Raw genomic sequence first — 18,452 nt, forward strand, 5'->3', positions numbered from 1 at the left:
CCCCCAGCAGCGCCATGAGCGCATGATCACGGCGGGTTTGGGGGCTGGCGGAGGAGGGTCCCGGCGGCAGGAGGGCTGGCGGGGGTGCCGGGGGTGCCGGCGGAGGAGAGTTGCGGGGCGGCGGCGCGTCAGCGCGCGGCGACGACGGCGCGGCGGACGGCGCGGGCGTACGCGTGGACGGCGGCGCGCTGGGCGAGCCGGCCGAGGGGGCCGGCGAGGCGGACGAGGCCCCAGGCGGGGCGCGAGACGGCGCGGACGTCGAGGACGACGAGGCCGGACGGGAGGGTCCGGACGACGAACGACTCCTCGCCGGTCTCCGGGTGCCCCGGCAGGGTGGCGTAGGCGAAGCCGCGCGCGCCCGGCTCGTCGACGACGACCACGACCCGGCAGGCGAAGCGCACGCGCAGCGGCCCGGCGCCGAGGCCCAGGGCGACGGTGGTGCCTCCCCGGGCGACCGGGTCCGACGCGGCGACGGCGAGCCCGGCGCCCTCGTGCATCCGCCAGCCCAGGACCGCCTCGGCGGCCGCGGCGTGGTCGGCGGGGCCGTGGCCGACGTACGCCCGCACGTCGAGGGCGTCCCAGCCCTCGGGGGCGGGGCGCAGCGAGGCGCCGACGTCGCGGTGGGTGGGCTCGAGCGCGACGGCCCGGCGCAGCAGGTCCTCCATCACGCCCCCTCCTGCCCGGCGGGCGCCACGACCACGCCCAGCGCCCCCGGCCCGACGTGCGCGCCGACCGCCGCACCGACCTCGGCCACGTGCGCGGCGCGGGCGCCCGGCACCCGGGCGCGCAGCCGCTCGAGCAGGGCCGCGGCGCGCTCCGGCTCCGCGAGGTGGTGCACGCCGAGGTCGACCGGCCGGTCCGCGGCGGCCTCCACGGCCAGCTCCTCGAGCCGGGCCAGCGCCCGCGACGGGGTGCGGACCTTCTCCACCGGTACGATGACCCCGTCGTGCAGGCGCATGAGCGGGCGGGCGCCGAGCGCGGCGCCGACGAGCCGGGCGGCCGCTCCCCCGCGCCCGCCGCGGCGCAGCGGCTCGAGCGAGGCGACGGAGAACAGGACCGACGTGCCGGCCGCGGTGCGCCGTGCGGCCTCGGCGACCTCCTGGGCGCCGGCGCCGGCAGCGGCGGCGCGGGCGGCCGCGGCGACGGCGTACCCGAGCCCGAGCCCGAGGCTGCGCGAGTCGACGACCGTCACCGGCACCCGGGACGAGCCGGCCGCGGCGAGCGCGGCCTCCGCGGTGCCCGACAGCGCGCCGGAGAGGTGGACCGCGACGACCGCGCCGGCCCCCTCGGCCGCCGCCCGCCCGTACGTCGCCGCGAGGTCGCCCGGCGAGGGGCGCGAGGTGCGCAGGCGCAGGCCCGAGCGCAGCGCGTCGGCCACCGCGCCGGGCGCCAGGCCCGGGCCGTCCGCGTGCGCCTCGTCGCCGACCTGCACCGCGAGGGCCACGACGTGGACGCCGAGCCCGCCGGCGAGGCCGGGCGGCAGGGCGGCCGTCGAGTCCGTGACGACCGCGACGCGACCGCTCACCCCGGGACGACGTTGACCAGGCGCGGCGCGCGCACGACGACGGTCCGCACCGGCGCACCGGCCAGGGCGCGCTGGACGCCGGCGTCGGCGAGCGCGAGCTCGCGCAGCTCGTCCTCGCCGACCGACGCCGGGACCTCGATCCGGCCGCGGACCTTGCCCTTGACCTGCAGCACGCAGGTCACCGTGTCCTCGACGAGCAGCGCCGGGTCGGCCTCCGGGAACGGCTCGCGGGCCAGCGACCCCTCGTGCCCGAGCCGGTACCACAGCTCCTCGGCCACGTGCGGGGCGAGCGGGGCGAGCATGAGCACCAGCGGCTCGGCGACCGCGCGCGGCGGCGGGCCGCCGACGCGGCCCAGCGCGTTGTTCAGCTCGATGAGCTTGGACACGGCCGTGTTGAGCTTGAGCCCGGCGTAGTCGCCGCGGACCCCGTCCACCGTCCGGTGCAGCAGGCGCAGCAGCTCCGCCGGCGGGGCGTCGTCGATGACCCGCACCTCGCCGGTCGCCTCGTCGACGACGTTGCGCCACAGCCGCTGCAGGAAGCGGAACGAGCCGACGACGGCCTTGGTCTCCCACGGCCGGGACACGTCGAGCGGGCCCATCGACATCTCGTAGACGCGCAGGGTGTCCGCGCCGTACTCGGCCGACATCTCGTCGGGCGTGACGCTGTTCTTCAGCGACTTGCCCATCTTCCCGTAGCGGCGGGTGACCGGCTCGTCCTGGTAGTACCAGCCGCCGTCGCGCTCCACGACGTCGGCGGCGGGGACGTACACCTCGCGCGCGTCCTGGAAGGCGTACGCCTGGATGTAGCCCTGGTTGAAGAGCCGGTGGTACGGCTCGGGGCTCGCGACGTGCCCGAGGTCGAAGAGCACCTTCTGCCAGAACCGCGCGTAGAGCAGGTGCAGCACGGCGTGCTCGACGCCGCCGACGTAGAGGTCCACGCCGCCCAGGTCGTCCGGGTCCGACGGGTCCCGCGGGCCCATCCAGTAGCGGTCGACCTCCGGGTCGACGAGCCGCTCGGCGTTCGTCGGGTCGAGGTAGCGCAGGTGGTACCAGCACGAGCCCGCCCAGTTGGGCATGGTGTTGGTCTCGCGGCGGTAGCGCTTCGGACCGTCGCCGAGGTCGAGCTCGACCTCGACCCAGTCCGTCGCCCGGCCCAGCGGGGGCTCGGGGTCGGAGTCGGCGTCGTCGGGGGCGAAGGTGCGCGGGGAGTAGTCGTCGACCTCCGGCAGCTCCACCGGGAGCATCGAGTCCGGCAGCGGCAGCGCCGCGCCGTCCTCGTCGTACACGATCGGGAACGGCTCGCCCCAGTAGCGCTGGCGGCTGAACAGCCAGTCGCGCAGCTTGTACGTCGTCGTGCCGCGCCCCGCGCCGCGCTCCTCCAGCCAGGCGACGATCCGCGCCTTGGCCTCCTCGACGCCGAGCCCGTCGAGCGACACCTCGTCGTTGGCGCTGTTGACCGCGGGGCCGTCGCCGGTGAACGCGCCGCCCTCGAAGCCCTCCGGGGGCTGCACGGTCCGCACGACCGGCAGGTCGTACTTCTCCGCGAACGCGAAGTCGCGCTCGTCCTGCGCGGGCACGGCCATGATCGCGCCGGTGCCGTAGCCCATGAGCACGTAGTCGGCGACGAACACGGGGATGCGCGCGCCGTTGACCGGGTTCACCGCGAAGAGGCCGGTGAACACGCCGGTCTTCGTCCGGTCCTCCTGGCGCTCGAGGTCCGTGCGCGACGCGGCGGAGCGCTGGTACGCCGCCACCGCCTCCTGCGGCGTCCTCGCCCCGCGGGTCCAGTCCGCCTTGGTCCCCAGCGGCCAGGTGCCCGGCAGGCCCGACGCGACGAGCGGGTGCTCCGGCGCCACGACCATGTACGTCGCGCCGAACAGCGTGTCGGGGCGGGTGGTGAACACCCGCAGCGCGCCCTCGCGGCCCTCGACGGGGAAGTCGACGTGCGCGCCGTGGCTGCGCCCGATCCAGTTGCGCTGCATGAGCTTGACCGGCTCGGGCCAGTCCAGGTGGTCGAGGTCGTCGACCAGGCGGTCGGCGTACGCCGTGATCCGCATCATCCACTGGCGCAGGTTGCGCTGGAAGACGGGGAACCCGCCGCGCTCGGAGCGGCCCTCGGCCGTGACCTCCTCGTTGGCGAGCACCGTGCCCAGGCCCGGGCACCAGTTGACCGGCGCCTCGGCCGGGTACGCCAGGCGCTGCCCGTCGACGACGTCGCGCCGCTCCGCCGCGCTCAGCGCCGACCAGGGCCGCCCGTCGGGCGTGGGGCGCTCCCCGCTCTCGTACGCCGCCACCAGCTCGGCGACCGGGCGGGCGCGGCCGGCCTCGGCGTCGTACCAGGAGCCGTGGACCTGCAGGAAGATCCACTGCGTCCAGCGGTAGTAGTCCGGGTCGATCGTCGACACCGAGCGCCGCGGGTCGTGGCCCAGCCCGAGCCGGCGCAGCTGGCGGCGCATCGTCGCGATGTTCTGCTCGGTCGTGACCCGCGGGTGCTGGCCGGTCTGCACGGCGTACTGCTCGGCGGGCAGGCCGAAGGCGTCGTAGCCCAGGGTGTGCAGGACGTTGCGCCCGGCCATGCGCTGGAAGCGGGCGAAGACGTCCGTCGCGATGTAGCCCAGCGGGTGCCCGACGTGCAGCCCCGACCCCGAGGGGTACGGGAACATGTCCATGACGAAGAGCTTGGGCCGGGCGACGACCTCGGGGTCGCCGGCGAGCGGGCCGCTCGGGTTGGGCGCCTCGAAGGTCCCCTCGCGCTCCCACCGGTCCTGCCACCGCGCCTCGAGCTCGGCGGCGAGGGCCGCGGTGTAGCGGTGCGGCGGGACGTCGTCCCCCCGCTCCTGCGTCGGGCTCGCCGTGGTGCCGTGCTCGGTCATGCGGTCGGTACGTCCCCTCGCTCGGGTGGGCCGCCCCGCCGTCTCTCGGCCACCACCCGGCCACCACCGGCCACCGCCCGACGGGGTCCCGTCAGCGCGGCGCCTCCCGGCGGGGGCAGGGGTGCGGTGCGGCTCGCACGGCCGCCAGCCTAGCGCGCGGCGGCAGCGGCCCCGCCGCGGTCGTGCGCCGGTGACCGGCCCGCGCCAGCCCGCACGAGCCCGGGCCGCGGGGTCAGTCCCGGCGGTCGACGCCCGGGGGCGGGACGGCGTCGTGGGGCAGCCCGCTCCCCCGCGCGCCGGGGTGCGGTGGCACCGGCGGCGGCACCGGTGCGGCGAGGGCCCGCTGCACCTCGAGCTCGCGCTCGCCCCGCTCGAGCAGCTCCTCGACGGAGCCGGAGTCCCACGGCGTGAGCATGGCGCCGCCGGTGTCGACCCGCGGGTCCCAGACCCGGCGGTCGACCGGCGGGCGGCGCTTGAGGTAGTCGCGCACCCGGCGCTCGAGCTCGACCGGCGGCATCCCGGGACCGGGCCCGACGACGCAGAAGTCGTCGCCGTGCCAGCGGGCCACCACGTCCGTGGCGCGCACCGAGCTGCGCATGGCGTCGGCGACGCTGATGAGCACCTCGTCGGCGGCCTCCTGGCCGAGGGCGGAGCGCACCGCCTCGAGGCGGTGCACGCCGACGAAGACCACGTGCACCGCGTCGCCCTGGCGGCGGGCGGCCTCGACCATCTGCCGGCCGAGCAGGGTCACGCCGCGGTGGTTGACCGCGCCGGTGAGGTGGTCGCGGACGGTCTCCTCCCGGACCGCGGCCCGCACGTCGACGAGCGCGTCCACGCCGCGGCGGCGCACGACGTGCAGCGCGCTGGCCAGGGCGCAGGCGGCGACGAAGGGACCGGCGACCGCGACGGCGTCGCCGGCACCGGCCGCCGCGACGGCGGTCGTGCCGGCCACGACGGCGGCCACCGCCCCCAGGGTGCCGGCGAGCCACCGCGGGTCGAGCAGCGCGGCACCGGCGGCGGCGACGACGAGGAGCGTGGCGCTGCCGTACCGCACGTCCTGCTCGAGCGCGACGGGCAGCTGCACGACGACCGCGGCGAGGACCAGGGCCGCGGCCCCGAGCGGGTGCCCCTGGCGCTGCGGCAGCCCGCGGTGGGCGGCGACGAGGGACAGGGCGCCGGCGAGGACCGCCACGACCGCGGCGGCCGCGGCGCCCACCCAGCGGGCGGGGCCGCCCGCGGCGGCGAGCAGGCCGGCGAGCACCAGGCAGGTGACCGACAGGCCGGCGGTCAGGCCGGGCAGCGAGCGGGCCACCGCGGCGTCGTAGCGTCCACGGGCGCGCGGGGCGAGCTCCACCATGGCCACATCCTCGTCACGTCGGGCCGTCACCTTGAGCCGAGCGCCGGGACCGTGATGCTGCTGTGACCGGGTGCGTGGTCCCGTAGACGACGGACGGCGGCCCGCTCGCGCGGACCGCCGACCCCCTGTGGAGCTGAGGGGACTCGAACCCCTGACCCCCTCCATGCCATGGAGGTGCGCTACCAGCTGCGCTACAGCCCCGCCGCCCTCGCGGGCTCCGCCACTCTAGCGGGTCCTCGCCCCCGACCGGAAACCGGCCCCGCGCACCCCGGCGCCCGCGCTCAGCCCTCCTCGCTGAGGACGGGCTCGGGCAGGGTGCCCGCGCCGTGCTCGACGAGGCGCCAGCCGTGCGCGCCCTCGGCCAGCAGCGACCAGGAGCAGTTCGACAGCACCGCGAGGCTGTTCCACACCTCGGTGGGCCAGCCGAGCATCGCGCAGACGGCGATGCGCGCGGCGCCGCCGTGGGTCACGGCGACGACGGTGCCGCCGTCGGGGACGCCCTCGAGCGCGCGGTGCAGCGCGGCGGTGGTCCGCGCGGCGACGTCGCGGCGGGACTCCCCGCCGCCCGGGCGCACGTCCGGGTCGCCGGCGTCCCAGCGGGCGACCTCGTCGGGGAAGCGCTCGCGGATCTCCGCCATGCGCAGGCCCTGCCAGCGCCCGGCGTGCGTCTCGCGCAGCCCGGGGTCCAGCGCCACCTCGAGGCCGGTGGCGCGCGCGAGGGGCGCGGCGGTGCCCTGCGCCCGGCGCAGGTCGGAGGCGACGACGCGCGCGGGGCCCAGCCCGGCGAGCATCGGCCCGGCGCGCTCGGCCTGGGCGACGCCCGTCGGGTCGAGGTCGACGTCGGTCTGGCCCTGGAACCGGCCCTCGGCGTTCCACGTCGTGCGCCCGTGGCGCCACAGCACGAGGCGGCGCCCGCCGGTCGCCCGGCCGAGCGCCGTGGGCTGCGCGCTCAGAGCGCGGTCCCGTGCACCGCGCCGGCGCCGGAGCCCGCGCGCGCACCGGCGCGCTGCTCCTGCTGGGCGCGCACCTCCGCGGGCAGCTCGACGACCGGGCAGTCCTTCCACAGCCGCTCGAGGGCGTAGTAGACGCGCTCCTCGGCGTGCTGCACGTGCACGACGACCTCGGCGTAGTCCAGCAGGACCCACCGGCCCTCGCGCTCGCCCTCGCGCCGCACGGGCTTGGCGCCCGCGGCGCGCAGCCGGTCCTCGACCTCGTCGACGATCGAGCGCACCTGGCGGTCGTTCGGCGCCGAGCAGAGCACGAAGCAGTCGGTGATGACGAGCTGGTCGCTGACGTCGAAGACGAGGATGTCGTCGGCGAGCTTGTCCGAGGCGGCGCGGGCTGCGGTGAGCGCGAGCCCCACGGCGTGGTCGGTGGCGGGCACGGGGTCCTCTCGGCGGTGGTCCTGACCGCACCTAGGGTACGTCGGGCGCGTCGCCCGGGGCCGTCCCCGCGCGGTAGAGCCGGTGCTTGGCGATGTACTGCACCACCCCGTCGGGCACCAGGTACCACGGCGGGCGCCCGGTGGCGGCGCGCTCGCGGCAGTCCGTGGACGAGATCGCCAGGGCCGGCACCTCGAGCAGGCTGACCCGGTCCGTCGGCAGGCCCTCCATGGACAGCTCGTGCCCGGGGCGGGTGACGCCCACGAAGTGGGCCAGCGAGAACAGCTCCGCGGCGTCCTTCCAGGTGAGGATGGCCGCGAGCGCGTCGGCGCCGGTGATGAAGAGCAGCTCGCTCTCGGGCCGCTCGGCGTGCAGGTCGCGCAGGGTGTCGATGGTGTACGTCGGCCCCCGCCGGTCGACGTCGACCCGGCTCACCGTGAAGCGGGGGTTCGACGCGGTGGCGATGACCGTCATGAGGTAGCGGTGCTCGGCCGACGACACCGCGCGCTGGCTCTTCTGCCACGGCAGGCCGGTGGGCACGAACACGACCTCGTCGAGCCCGAACTCGCTCGCGACCTCCGCCGCGGCGACGAGGTGCCCGTGGTGCACCGGGTCGAACGTGCCGCCCATGACGCCGAGCCGGCGCACGGCCGGCGCCCCCGCGCCGCGCGCCGCGGCACCGCCCGGCAGCGCCACGGCACCGCCCGGCAGCGCCCCTGCCCCGTCCGCCACGCGCCACCTCCCCGCGGCCCGCCCGGTGCGCGCCCGCCGCGGGCGACCCTAGCGGGGCGCGGCGGCCGCGCCCGCGCGCTCCCGTCGCGCACGACCGGTCCGGGTGGTTCAGGTCGGGCCCGGCCGCGCCGATGAGGTGCAGGACCGCCCCACGACCCGTACGAGGAGCACGATGAGCCGCGTCCACGTCGGCCGCCAGCCGATCTTCGACCGCTCCCTGGGCGTGCTCGGCTACGAGCTGCTGTTCCGCGGCGGCGAGGGCTCGCACGGCGCCGGCGAGACCGGCGACTCCGCGACGACGCGGGTCATCATCAACACCTTCACCGAGTTCGGCCTCGAGCGGCTCGTCGGCAACCGGCTGGCCTTCGTCAACGTCACGCGCCCGTTCGTCGTCGGCGCGATGCCGGTCCCCTTCTCCCCCGAGGTCGCGGTCCTCGAGCTCCTGGAGACGGTCCCCGCCGAGCCCGACGTGCTCGCCGGCGCCCGCGCCCTGCGCGAGCAGGGCTTCCGCCTGGCCCTCGACGACTTCGTCTTCGAGCCCGAGCGTGTGCCGTTCCTCGAGCTGTGCGACTTCGTCAAGCTCGACGTCCTCGACGTCGACCCCGAGGTGCTCGCCCGCCGGGTCGAGCGCTGCCGCGAGCACGGCGTGCAGCTCGTCGCCGAGCGCGTCGAGACGCTCGACGACATGCAGCGCGTGAGCGACCTGGGCTTCGACTACTTCCAGGGCTACTTCCTCGTGCGCCCGGACGTCGTGACCGCCGCGTCGATCTCGCCGTCGCAGATCACCGCCCTGCAGCTGCTCGCGCAGCTCTCGGACCCCGCGATGGGCGTCGCCGAGGTCGAGTCGATCGTGCGGGTGGACCTCGCCCTCAACTACCGGGTGCTGCGCGCGGCCAACTCCGTCGGCGCGGGCGCCCGGCGGCGCATCGAGTCGATCCGCGACGCGCTCGTCATGCTCGGCCTGCGCCAGCTGCGCTCGTGGCTGCTACTCATGGTCCTCGCCGACGCCGGCACGGGCAACGAGGAGCAGCTGTCGGTCGCCATGACCCGCGCGCGCACCTGCGAGCTCGTCGCCGCGGACCTGCCGGGGGTCAAGCCCGACACCGCCTTCATCGCCGGGCTGCTCTCGAGCCTGGAGATGGTGCTCGGCCTGCCCATGGACGTCCTGCTCGAGCGGATGCCGCTCTCGGACGAGCTCACCGGCGCCCTGGCCAAGCGCGAGGGCCCGCTGGGCGAGCTCGTCGCCGCCGTCATCGCGTACGAGGAGGGCGACGTCGCCCGCGTCGAGGACAGCGGCCTGGCGCTCTTCGACGTCTCGCGGGCGTACCTCAGCGCGGTGGGCTGGTCGCTGCAGACGGTCGAGAGCGCCCTCGGCGGCTGAGCCCCCGGCTCAGCGCTGCCGGTTGAAGGACAGCGTGACCAGCAGGAGCAGGAGGAGGACGCCGAAGGCCCCGATGCCGAGCCAGAGCGGCTCGGCGGGGAGCTCGTTGACGTGCTCCTCGCTCTCGGCGGCGACGGCGGACAGCGCGCTCAGCATGCTCGTACCGGTCCTTCGGTGTCGGCGCCGCCCGACGGGCGGCCGTGGCAGGAGGGTACCGGCCGGGGCGGCGGCTCAGCCGCGCACGTGCCCGTCGCCGGTGTAGACCCAGGTCGTCGACGTCAGCTCGGGCAGGCCCATCGGGCCGCGCGCGTGCAGCTTCTGGGTCGAGATGCCGATCTCGGCGCCGAAGCCGAACTCCCCGCCGTCGGTGAACCGGGTCGAGGCGTTGACCGCGACCGCGGCGGCGTCGACGCCCTCGACGAAGCGCCGGCACACCCGCTGGTCCGCGCTGACGACGGCCTCGGTGTGCCCGCTCCCCCAGCGGCGGATGTGCGCCAGCGCGGCCTCGAGGTCCTCGACGACGGCGGCGGCGATGTCGAGCGAGAGGTACTCCTCCGCCCAGTCCTCGTCGGTGGCCGGGACGACGTCCACGCCCGCCCGCTCCGCCTCGGCGGTGACCGCGGCGTCGGCGTGCACGGTGACCCCCGCGTCGCGCAGCGCGGGCAGCGCGCGGGCCAGGAAGGCGGGCGCGGCCTCGCGGTGCACCAGCAGGGTCTCGGCGGCGTTGCACACGCTGGGCCGGCTCGCCTTCGCGTCGAGCAGGATCGCGAGGGCCTGGTCGAGGTCGGCGGCCGCGTCGACGTACACGTGGCAGGTGCCGGTGCCGGTCTCGATGACCGGCACCGTGGACTCCTCGACGACCGAGCGGATGAGGGAGGCCCCGCCGCGCGGCACGAGGACGTCGACGAGCCCGCGGGCGCGCATGAGGTGCTTCACCGACTCGCGGGAGTCCCCCGGCACGAGTTGCACCGCGTCCGGCGGCACGGCGGTGCCCGCGAGGGCGCCGCGCAGCACCTCGACGACCGCGGCGTTGGACGAGCGGGCCGAGGACGAGCCCCGCAGCAGCACCGCGTTGCCCGACTTCAGGCACAGCCCGGCGGCGTCGGCGGTCACGTTGGGGCGGGCCTCGTACACGATCCCGACGACGCCCAGCGGCACCCGCACCTGGCGCAGCTCCAGGCCGTTGGGCAGGCGCGAGCCGCGCACCACCTCCCCGACCGGGTCGGGCAGGCCGGCGACGTCGCGCAGGCCCTGGGCCATCGCCGCGACGCGGCCGGCGTCGAGCCGCAGCCGGTCGACGAGCGCCGCCGAGGTGCCCGCCGCGAGCGCCCGCTCGACGTCCTGCGCGTTGGCCGCGAGGACCCGGTCGACCGCGCCCTCGAGGGCGTCGGCGGCCGCGAGGAGCGCGGCGTCCTTCTGCGCCCGGGTGAGGGGCGCGAGGGCGACGGCGGCCTCCCGGGCGCGTCGGGCGGCCTCGAGCACCGCGTCGGCGTCGTCGGTCACGGTCGTGCGCTCGTCCATGGCCCCGATCGTACGGGCGCCGGTGCCGCCGGCGTGGCTCAGAACGGCCGGATGCCCCCGCTGCCCACGAGCGCCGCGGCGCCGCTGCCCTGCTCGGCCCGCCAGTGGAACGTCCCCCGGTCGAGCACCTCGAGGCCGGTCACCGCCCACGCGGGCAGGCCGGCGGTGCGCCGGTGCTCCCCCCACAGCCGCAGCGCGAGCGCCGCGGCGTCGTCGAGGCAGGACGCCTCCTCCCAGTACCGCAGCTCCGCGCGCTCGTCGGTGTAGCGGGCGGAGATGAGGAAGGCCCGCTCCTCGGCGAGGCGGCCCAGCGCGGCGCGCACCTCCTCGACGCCCGTGCGCGCCCCGCCGACCACGAGCGTGACGTGCCACAGCAGCGGCCGCTCGCCCTCCGGCAGGAGGACGAGGCGCGGGTCGGGCACGGGGTCCTCCTCGACGGGGCGGGCCCCGCCGCGGCTCAGCGCGTCCCGAGCAGGGCGAGGTCGTCGCGGTGGACGACCTCGCGCTCGTACGAGGGGCCGAGCTCGCGGGCGAGCTCCCGGGTGGACCGGCCGAGCAGGCCGGGGAGTTCTGCCGAGTCGTAGTTGACCAGCCCGCGGGCCACGGCGTGGCCGTTTTCGTCGAGGAGGTCCACCGGGTCGCCCGCCACGAAGTCGCCGTCGACGCCGGTCACGCCCGCGGGCAGCAGCGAGGTGCGCCGGCCGACGACCGCCGCGACGGCGCCGGCGTCCAGGTGCAGGCGCCCCTGCGCGGAGGTGGCGTGCGCCAGCCACAGCAGCCGGGTCGACGAGCGGCGGCCGCGGGCGTGGAAGTACGTGCCGACGGGGGCGCCGGTCAGGGCGGCCCCGGCCCGGTCCGCGGAGGTCAGGACCACCGGGACACCCGCGGCGGTCGCGATGGAGGCGGCCTCGACCTTGGTCGCCATGCCGCCGGTGCCGACGCCGGAGCGGCCGGCCCGCCCCACCTGCACGCCCTCGAGGTCCTCGGGGCCGCGCACCTCGTCGAGGGCCCGGGTGCCCGGCCGCCGGGGGTCGCCGTCGTAGAGCGCGTCGACGTCGGAGAGCAGCACGAGCAGGTCGGCGTCGACGAGGTGCGCGACGAGCGCGGCGAGCCGGTCGTTGTCGCCGAAGCGGATCTCGTCGGTGGCGACGGTGTCGTTCTCGTTGACGACGGGCAGCGCGCCCATCGCGAGCAGGCGGTAGAGGGTGCGCTGGGCGTTGCGGTAGTGCGTGCGCCGCACGACGTCGGTGGCGGTGAGGAGCACCTGCCCGACGGTCAGCCCGTGCCGGGCGAGCGCCTCGGTGTAGCGGTGCACCAGCAGGCCCTGCCCGACGCTCGCCGCGGCCTGCTGCGTGGCGAGGTCGCGCGGGCGGCGGGCCAGCCCGAGCGGGGCCAGCCCGGCCGCGATGGCCCCGGAGGACACCAGCACGACCTCGGCGCCGGCGGCGCGGCGCTCGGCCAGGGCGTCGACGAGCGCGACGACCCGGGCGTCGTCGATGCCGCCCTCGGCGGTGGTCAGCGAGGACGAGCCGACCTTGACCACGACCCGGCGGGCCGCGACGACGTCGTCGCGCAGCCCGGCGGCGCCGCTCACCGGCCCTCGAGGCGCAGGTCCGTGCCGCGGCGGCCGTGCAGCAGCTCGGCACCGGCCTGCACCGTCGGCTCCCAGTCGAACACCACGGCGTCCTCGCCCGGCCCGATGAGCACCTCGGAGCCCTCGACCGCCCCGGCCTTGAGCAGCGCCTCCTCGACCCCCAGGCGGTGCAGCCGGTCGGCGAGGTAGCCGACGGCCTCGTCGTTGGTGAAGTCGGTCTGGCGCACCCAGCGCAGCGGCTTCTCGCCGAGGATCCGGAACGCCTCGCCCTCGCGCACCACCTCGAAGCCGGCGTCGTCGACGGCCCGCGGCCGCAGCACGATCCGCGTGGCCTCCGGCGCGGGGGCGGCGGCGCGCGCGGCGCTGACGACCTCGGACAGCGCGAAGCGCAGCGTCCGCAGGCCCTCGTGGCTCGCGGCGCTGATCGGGATGACGCGCAGGCCCCGGGCCTCGAGGTCGGGCGTCACCAGGTCGGCGAGGTCGCGGGCCTCCGGCACGTCCACCTTGTTGAGCACGACGAGCCGGGGACGGTCCTGCAGGCCGCCGTACGCCGCCAGCTCGGCCTCGATGACGTCGAGGTCGGTCAGCGGGTCGCGTCCCGGCTCCAGCGTCGCGCAGTCCAGGACGTGCACGAGCACCGAGCAGCGCTCCACGTGGCGCAGGAACTCCAGGCCCAGGCCCTTGCCCTGGCTCGCGCCCGGGATGAGCCCGGGCACGTCGGCCACGGTGAAGCGCACCCCCTCGGCGTCGACGACGCCGAGGTTCGGCACGAGCGTGGTGAAGGGGTAGTCGGCGATCTTGGGCCGCGCGGCGGACAGGGCGGCCACGAGGCTCGACTTGCCCGCGCTCGGGAAGCCGACGAGCGCCACGTCGGCGACGGTCTTGAGCTCGAGGACGACGTCCCCGCTGTCCCCGGGCTCGCCGAGCAGGGCGAAGCCGGGCGCCTTGCGCTTGGCCGAGGCCAGCGCGGCGTTGCCGAGCCCGCCGCGCCCGCCCTGGGCGACGGTGAAGCGGGTGCCCGGCCCGACGAGGTCGGCGAGGACCTCGCCGTCGGGCGCCTTGACGACGGTGCCGTTGGGCACCGGCAGCACGACGTCGGCGCCGTCGGCGCCGTTGCGGTGCGAGCCCTGCCCCGGCCGACCGGACGTCGCGCGCCGGTGCGGGGCGTGGTGGTAGTCGAGCAGGCTCGTGGTGCTGGGGTCGACGACGAGCACGACGTCGCCGCCGCGCCCGCCGTTGCCGCCGTCGGGGCCGCCGAGCGGCTTGAACTTCTCGCGGTGCACGGACGCGACGCCGGGACCGCCGTCACCGGCCGCCACGTGCAGCACGACGCGGTCGACGAACGTGGTCACAGGTCCTCCTCGGGGTGGTACGCGAACGGGGAGGGCGGGCCGTCGGCCCACCCTCCCCGGTCGGTGCTCCTGGTGCTGAGCGCTGCGCGGCTCAGCGGTGCGTCACTGCGCGTCGGTCGCCACGACGTTGACGACGCGGCGCCCGCGGGCGCTGCCGAACTCCACGGCGCCCGCCGTGAGGGCGAACAGCGTGTCGTCACCGCCGCGGCCGACGCCGGCACCGGGGTGCCAGTGCGTGCCGCGCTGGCGGACGATGATCTCGCCGGCGTTGACCTGCTGGCCGCCGAAGCGCTTCACGCCGAGGCGCTGCGCGTTCGAGTCGCGGCCGTTGCGCGTCGACGACGCGCCCTTCTTGTGTGCCATGGCTGCCTCCGCCTGGTCGTCGTGGGGGTGCGGCGCTCAGGCCGTCTCGATGCCGGTGACCTTGAGCCGGGTCAGCTTCTGGCGGTGGCCCTGCCGCTTGCGGTAGCCGGTCTTGTTCTTGTACTTCAGGATCGTGATCTTCGGGCCCTTGGCGGGCTCAACGACCTCGGCCGTCACCGTCACGCGGGACAGCTCCTCGGCGCCGCTCGTCACGGTGTCGCCGTCGACGACCAGCAGGGCCGGCAGCTGGACGGTGGAGCCGGCCTGGCCCTGGACACGGTCGACGGTCAGGACGTCGCCGACGGCGACCTTCTCCTGACGGCCGCCAGCACGGACGATCGCGTACACCGGGGAGCTCACTCTCGTTCGATCGATCAGGGGTCGTGCGCCGCGTCCCGACCGGGGGGCGCACGGGGGGCGCGCCACGAGGGCGCGCCGACGCACCAGGGTACGGAGGCCGGGCGGGCCGGGTCAAACCAGGGTGCCCGCCCGGCCGCGGCTCACGTCGGCTGCGGCGCGCCCGCCGCGTCGGCGGGTGCGGTGGCGCCGTCGGGCGCCGCCCCGGCGGTGCGCCCCGGCGAGCCCGCGGGACGGGTCGCCGCCCGGCGGGTGCCGGTGCGCCGGCGCCGCGCGGGTCGCCCGTCGTCCGCGGCCTCGCCCGGCAGGGCCCCCACCACGGCGGGGTCCTCCGCGGCGGGCTGGGCGCCCACCGGGTCGCCCACCTGCTGGACGGGCACGACGTCGTCCACCGCGCCGTCGCCGGTCACGGCCGCGCCCGCGGCGGGCACGTCCTCGCCCCGGTCCGGCGCGGTCGACGGCTCCCCGGGCACGGGCTCGCCGGCCACCGGGTCCGCCGCGGCGACGGGGTCCGCCGCGGCGACCGGGTCCGCGGGAGCGGGCGTGCCCGCGGGAGCGGTCGTGTCCGCGGGAGCGGGCGGCGGCGGCGTCGGGCCCTTGGCCGTGCGGCGCTTCACCGCGGCCGGGCCGTTCTGCGGCGACGGCGCCGGGGTGACCGGGTCCAGGTGCACGACGTGCCCCCGGCCCGAGCAGTGCACGCACGTCTCGGAGAACGCCTCGAGCAGGCCCTGCCCGACGCGCTTGCGGGTCATCTGCACGAGCCCCAGCGAGGTCACCTCGGCGACCTGGTGCTTGGTCCGGTCGCGGCCCAGGCACTCGAGCAGCCGGCGCATCACGAGGTCGCGGTTGCTCTCCAGGACCATGTCGATGAAGTCGACGACGATGATCCCGCCGATGTCGCGCAGGCGCAGCTGGCGGACGATCTCCTCGGCGGCCTCGAGGTTGTTCCTCGTGACCGTCTCCTCGAGGTTGCCGCCCTTGCCGATGAACTTGCCCGTGTTGACGTCGACGACGGTCATGGCCTCGGTGTCGTCGATGACGAGGTAGCCGCCGCTCGGGAGCCAGACCTTGCGGTCGAGCGCCTTCATGAGCTGCTCGTCGACGCGGTGCGCCGCGAAGACGTCCTGCACCCCGGTCCAGCGCTGCAGGCGCGGGGCCAGCTCGGGGGCGACCGAGCCGACGTACGGCTCGATCTCGGACCACGCCTGGTCGCCGGAGACGACGAGCTGGGCGAAGTCCTCGTTGAAGACGTCGCGGACCACGCGGATGGTGAGGTCCGGCTCGCCGTGCAGGAGGGCCGGCGCCGAGGCCGAGCGGGCCTTGCGCTGGATCTCCTCCCACTGCGCGGCCAGGCGCGCGACGTCCTGCTCGAGCTCGTCCTCGCTGGCCCCCTCGGCCGCCGTGCGGACGATGACGCCGGCGTCCTCGGGGACGACCCGCTTGAGGATCTGCTTGAGCCGGCTGCGCTCGGTGTCGGGCAGCTTGCGGCTGATGCCGGTCATCGAGCCGTCGGGGACGTACACGAGGAACCGGCCCGGCAGGCTGACCTGCGCGGTGAGCCGGGCGCCCTTGTGCCCGATCGGGTCCTTGGTGACCTGCACGAGCACCGGGTCGCCGGACTTCAGCGCCACCTCGATGCGCCGCGGCTGGCCCTCGAGGCCGGCGGCGTCCCAGTTGACCTCGCCGGCGTAGAGCACCGCGTTGCGGCCCTTGCCGATGTCGATGAACGCCGCCTCCATGCTGGGCAGCACGTTCTGCACCCGGCCGAGGTACACGTTGCCGACGAACGAGGTCGACGCCGCCCGGTTGACGTAGTGCTCCACGAGCACGCCGTCCTCGAGCACGCCGATCTGCGTGCGGTCGCCGGCCTGGCGCACGACCATGACCCGCTCGACGCTCTCGCGGCGGGCGAGGAACTCGGCCTCGGTGATCACCGGCGGGCGGCGGCGGCCCTGGTCGCGGCCCTCGCGGCGGCGCTGCTTCTTGGCCTCGAGGCGGGTGCTGCCCTTGACGGACGTGACCTCGCCCCGGCGCCCGTCGTCGCCGCGGGACTCCTCCTCGACCCGCGCGTCGCGCCGGCGCGGCTCGCGCACGTGCACCACGGTGCGCTCGGGGTCGTCGGGGCCGGTGGCCGGCTCGTCGGACCCGCCGCCCCCGCGGCGCCGGCGGCGGCGCCGGCGGCGGCTGCTCGAGCCGCCGCCCTCCTGCTCGTCGTCGCGGTCGTCGTCCTCGTCGCGGTCGGCGTCGCGGTCGGCGTCGCGGTCGGCGTCGCGGTCCTCGACCACGCCCGCACCCCGGTCCGACGCACGGTCCTCGCCGTCGTCCTCGCGGTCGTCGTCGCGCTCGTCGTCGTCGCTGTCGTCCCGGTCGCGGGCACGCCCGCGCCGGCCCCGGCCGCCCCGGCGGCGGCGGCGTCGCCCGCCGCCCTCCTCGTCGGACCGGTCGTCCGGGCCCTCGCCGCGGTCCTGCTCGTCGTCGTCCTCGTCGCCCGCGTCGGCGCGGCCGTCGGCCTGCCCGGCGGCGCGGTCGTCGGCGCGGTCGTCGGCGCGGTCGGTCCGCCCCGCGAGCGCGGCCAGGTCCTCGGCCACCGCGGCGGCGGCGGGGTCGGTCGCGGCGGCCGGCGCGTCGGGCGCGCCCTGCGCCCCCGGCTCCGGGGCCTCCTCGTCCCGGCGGCGCCGGGAGCGATGGGCCCGGGTCGGGCGCTCGGCGGCGTCGCCGGCGGTACCGGCGTCGGCACCCTCGGCGTCGCCCGTCGCGCCGTCCGGCACCGTGACGGGCGTCGGGGGCTGGAAGAGCACCACCGGCGGGGCCGCGGCGGCGACCGGCGCCGGCACCTCCGCGGGCTCCTCGACGGGCTCCGCGAAGGGCTGGGCCACCCGGCGCCGGGACCGGCGGCGCGGCGCGGGCTCCTCGGCCGCGGGCTGCTCGGCCGCGGGCACCACGGCCGCGGGCTGCTCGGCGGGCTGCTCGGCACCGGCGCCCTGCTCCGTGGTGGCGGAGGCCGCGAGGACGGTCTCGTCCGCCCGGGCGGCCTCCACGGGGGCGGCCTCCACGGGGGCGGCCTCCACGGGGGCGGCCTCCACGGGGGCGGCCTCCACGGGCGCGGCCTCCGCGGGGGCGGCCTCCGCGGGGGCGGCCTCGACGGGAGCGGCCGGGGCGGCGGTCTTGGCGGCCGCGCGCTTGCGGGTGCGGCGGGCGGGCTTGGCGGACGCCTCGTCGGCGGGCTCCCCCGTCGCTGCCGTACCGGTCCCCGCACCGGCCCCGGCGCCCTCGTCCGCGGGGTCCGGGGACCCCTGCTCCGGCGCGCCCTGCTCCGGGGTCCCGGTGGCGTCGTCGACGGGGGCGGTCGGGGTGCCGGCCGGGCGGCTCGCCGCCCGGCGGCGGCGGGCGCGCGGCGCGGGCGCCGGCTCGGGCTCCTGGGCCGGCTCGGGCTCCTGGGCCGGCTCGGGCTCCTGGGCCGGCTCGGGCTCCTGGGCCCGCTCGCCGGTGCTCCCCGAGCTGTCGGCAGGGGCCACGCCGGCCTCGTCCGCCTGCTCGTCCTCGTCGGTGACGGCGACGGCCGCCCCGGCGACGTCGGTGCCGGCCTCCACGGTCGGGTCGACCGGCGCGTCCTGCGCGGGGTCGACCGGCGCGTCCTGCGCCCGGCCGGGCGCGTCGCCGGGGGCCGCGTCGCCGGGGGCCGCGTCGGCAGGCGCCTCCACCTGCGGCGGTCCCGCGGGCCGGCTGGCCGCGCGGCGGCGCCGCCGCGGCGCGGGGGCCGGCTCCGCGGCGTCCGGCGCCCCGGCCGGGCTGCTGCCGGCCGGGCTGGTGCCGGCCGGGCTGGTGCCGGCCGTGCTGGTGCTGGTCGTGTCGTCGGCGCCGTCGTCCCTGGCGCCGGTGGGCTCGCTGTCGAGCATCCGGGCGGGTCTCCCGTCATGCTCCCGGGCTCAGCCCTGGGGCCGTGCCGCTCGGGAGCGGGTCGTCGTGTGCCGCCGGGGTCGTGCGACACCGGCGGAAGTCGCTGGCCCGCGCGCCG

At 77.5% G+C, this 18,452-nt stretch carries 16 protein-coding genes and 1 tRNA gene; 1 reads left to right on the top strand and 16 read right to left on the bottom strand.

The window, feature by feature from the left end; all coding sequences use genetic code 11:
• Positions 1-128: 128 nt before the first annotated feature.
• From D5H78_RS07560 to nadD, 8 genes are all read right to left on the bottom strand, one after another.
• Positions 129-665 (bottom strand): DUF1990 domain-containing protein, encoded by a 537-nt coding sequence (locus tag D5H78_RS07560; protein ID WP_119949782.1) that lies wholly within the window; start codon positions 663-665, stop codon positions 129-131.
• Positions 665-1,525, bottom strand: a complete 861-nt coding sequence (locus tag D5H78_RS07565) for a DegV family protein (RefSeq protein WP_119949783.1) — start codon at positions 1,523-1,525, stop codon at positions 665-667. Before D5H78_RS07565 ends, D5H78_RS07560 begins: the two co-directional genes overlap by 1 nt.
• The gene (gene leuS, locus D5H78_RS07570) at positions 1,522-4,398 is read right to left on the bottom strand and encodes a leucine--tRNA ligase (protein WP_119949784.1); all 2,877 of its coding nucleotides are present in this window, start codon (positions 4,396-4,398) and stop codon (positions 1,522-1,524) included. The genes D5H78_RS07565 and leuS overlap by 4 nt, the downstream gene beginning before the upstream one ends.
• 232 nt (positions 4,399-4,630) lie before the next feature.
• Complete coding sequence (locus tag D5H78_RS07575) at positions 4,631-5,755, bottom strand: diguanylate cyclase domain-containing protein (RefSeq protein WP_119949785.1); 1,125 nt, start codon at positions 5,753-5,755, stop codon at positions 4,631-4,633.
• Positions 5,756-5,883: 128 nt separating this feature from the next.
• Positions 5,884-5,956, bottom strand: a tRNA-Ala gene (locus D5H78_RS07580).
• 80 nt (positions 5,957-6,036) lie between these two features.
• Positions 6,037-6,708 carry a histidine phosphatase family protein gene (locus D5H78_RS07585; RefSeq protein WP_425472928.1) on the bottom strand — a complete coding sequence of 224 codons (672 nt, stop codon included), beginning with the start codon at positions 6,706-6,708 and terminating at the stop codon, positions 6,037-6,039.
• Positions 6,705-7,139: a ribosome silencing factor gene (rsfS, locus tag D5H78_RS07590; RefSeq protein ID WP_119949787.1), complete on the bottom strand. Its 435-nt coding sequence runs from the start codon at positions 7,137-7,139 to the stop codon at positions 6,705-6,707. Before rsfS ends, D5H78_RS07585 begins: the two co-directional genes overlap by 4 nt.
• A 31-nt stretch (positions 7,140-7,170) precedes the next feature.
• Complete coding sequence (nadD, locus tag D5H78_RS07595) at positions 7,171-7,767, bottom strand: nicotinate-nucleotide adenylyltransferase (RefSeq protein ID WP_119949956.1); 597 nt, start codon at positions 7,765-7,767, stop codon at positions 7,171-7,173.
• A 274-nt stretch (positions 7,768-8,041) separates the two neighbouring features.
• Here nadD and D5H78_RS07600 point away from each other — a divergent pair, with 274 nt between their 5' ends.
• Positions 8,042-9,250 (top strand): EAL and HDOD domain-containing protein, encoded by a 1,209-nt coding sequence (locus D5H78_RS07600; protein ID WP_119949788.1) that lies wholly within the window; start codon positions 8,042-8,044, stop codon positions 9,248-9,250.
• 9 nt (positions 9,251-9,259) lie between these two features.
• Here the strand turns inward: D5H78_RS07600 and D5H78_RS19280 are convergent, their stop codons facing one another.
• The 8 genes from D5H78_RS19280 to D5H78_RS19735 all read right to left on the bottom strand — a co-directional run bounded on the left by D5H78_RS19280 (position 9,260) and on the right by D5H78_RS19735 (position 18,333).
• Positions 9,260-9,406, bottom strand: a complete 147-nt coding sequence (locus D5H78_RS19280) for a hypothetical protein (RefSeq protein ID WP_165865645.1) — start codon at positions 9,404-9,406, stop codon at positions 9,260-9,262.
• Positions 9,407-9,481: 75 nt separating this feature from the next.
• Positions 9,482-10,771, bottom strand: a complete 1,290-nt coding sequence (locus tag D5H78_RS07605; RefSeq protein WP_119949789.1) for a glutamate-5-semialdehyde dehydrogenase — start codon at positions 10,769-10,771, stop codon at positions 9,482-9,484.
• Between the two features lie 38 nt (positions 10,772-10,809).
• On the bottom strand, positions 10,810-11,193 hold the full coding sequence (locus D5H78_RS07610) for a hypothetical protein (RefSeq protein ID WP_119949790.1): 384 nt from the start codon (positions 11,191-11,193) through the stop codon (positions 10,810-10,812).
• Positions 11,194-11,228: 35 nt separating this feature from the next.
• Positions 11,229-12,365: a glutamate 5-kinase gene (proB, locus tag D5H78_RS07615; RefSeq protein ID WP_177891161.1), complete on the bottom strand. Its 1,137-nt coding sequence runs from the start codon at positions 12,363-12,365 to the stop codon at positions 11,229-11,231.
• Complete coding sequence (obgE, locus tag D5H78_RS07620) at positions 12,362-13,717, bottom strand: GTPase ObgE (RefSeq protein WP_119949791.1); 1,356 nt, start codon at positions 13,715-13,717, stop codon at positions 12,362-12,364. Before obgE ends, proB begins: the two co-directional genes overlap by 4 nt.
• 102 nt (positions 13,718-13,819) lie before the next feature.
• The gene (rpmA, locus tag D5H78_RS07625) at positions 13,820-14,080 is read right to left on the bottom strand and encodes a 50S ribosomal protein L27 (protein WP_119949792.1); all 261 of its coding nucleotides are present in this window, start codon (positions 14,078-14,080) and stop codon (positions 13,820-13,822) included.
• Between the two features lie 36 nt (positions 14,081-14,116).
• Complete coding sequence (gene rplU, locus D5H78_RS07630; RefSeq protein WP_119949793.1) at positions 14,117-14,428, bottom strand: 50S ribosomal protein L21; 312 nt, start codon at positions 14,426-14,428, stop codon at positions 14,117-14,119.
• A gap of 152 nt (positions 14,429-14,580) precedes the next feature.
• Positions 14,581-18,333, bottom strand: a complete 3,753-nt coding sequence (locus D5H78_RS19735) for an Rne/Rng family ribonuclease (RefSeq protein WP_218566344.1) — start codon at positions 18,331-18,333, stop codon at positions 14,581-14,583.
• Positions 18,334-18,452: the final 119 nt, after the last annotated feature.

Source organism: Vallicoccus soli (assembly GCF_003594885.1).
Classification (GTDB): Bacteria; Actinomycetota; Actinomycetes; order Motilibacterales; family Motilibacteraceae; genus Vallicoccus; species Vallicoccus soli.

Coding starts and splice junctions, on each gene's coding strand:
- nadD (WP_119949956.1), bottom strand. CDS start 7,767: ATGGGCGGCACGTTCGACCCGGTGCACCACGGGCACCTCGTCGCCGCG.
- D5H78_RS07600 (WP_119949788.1), top strand. CDS start 8,042: ATGAGCCGCGTCCACGTCGGCCGCCAGCCGATCTTCGACCGCTCCCTG.
- leuS (WP_119949784.1), bottom strand. CDS start 4,398: ATGACCGAGCACGGCACCACGGCGAGCCCGACGCAGGAGCGGGGGGAC.
- D5H78_RS07560 (WP_119949782.1), bottom strand. CDS start 665: ATGGAGGACCTGCTGCGCCGGGCCGTCGCGCTCGAGCCCACCCACCGC.
- D5H78_RS19735 (WP_218566344.1), bottom strand. CDS start 18,333: ATGCTCGACAGCGAGCCCACCGGCGCCAGGGACGACGGCGCCGACGAC.
- D5H78_RS19280 (WP_165865645.1), bottom strand. CDS start 9,406: ATGCTGAGCGCGCTGTCCGCCGTCGCCGCCGAGAGCGAGGAGCACGTC.
- D5H78_RS07575 (WP_119949785.1), bottom strand. CDS start 5,755: ATGGTGGAGCTCGCCCCGCGCGCCCGTGGACGCTACGACGCCGCGGTG.
- D5H78_RS07605 (WP_119949789.1), bottom strand. CDS start 10,771: ATGGACGAGCGCACGACCGTGACCGACGACGCCGACGCGGTGCTCGAG.
- rpmA (WP_119949792.1), bottom strand. CDS start 14,080: ATGGCACACAAGAAGGGCGCGTCGTCGACGCGCAACGGCCGCGACTCG.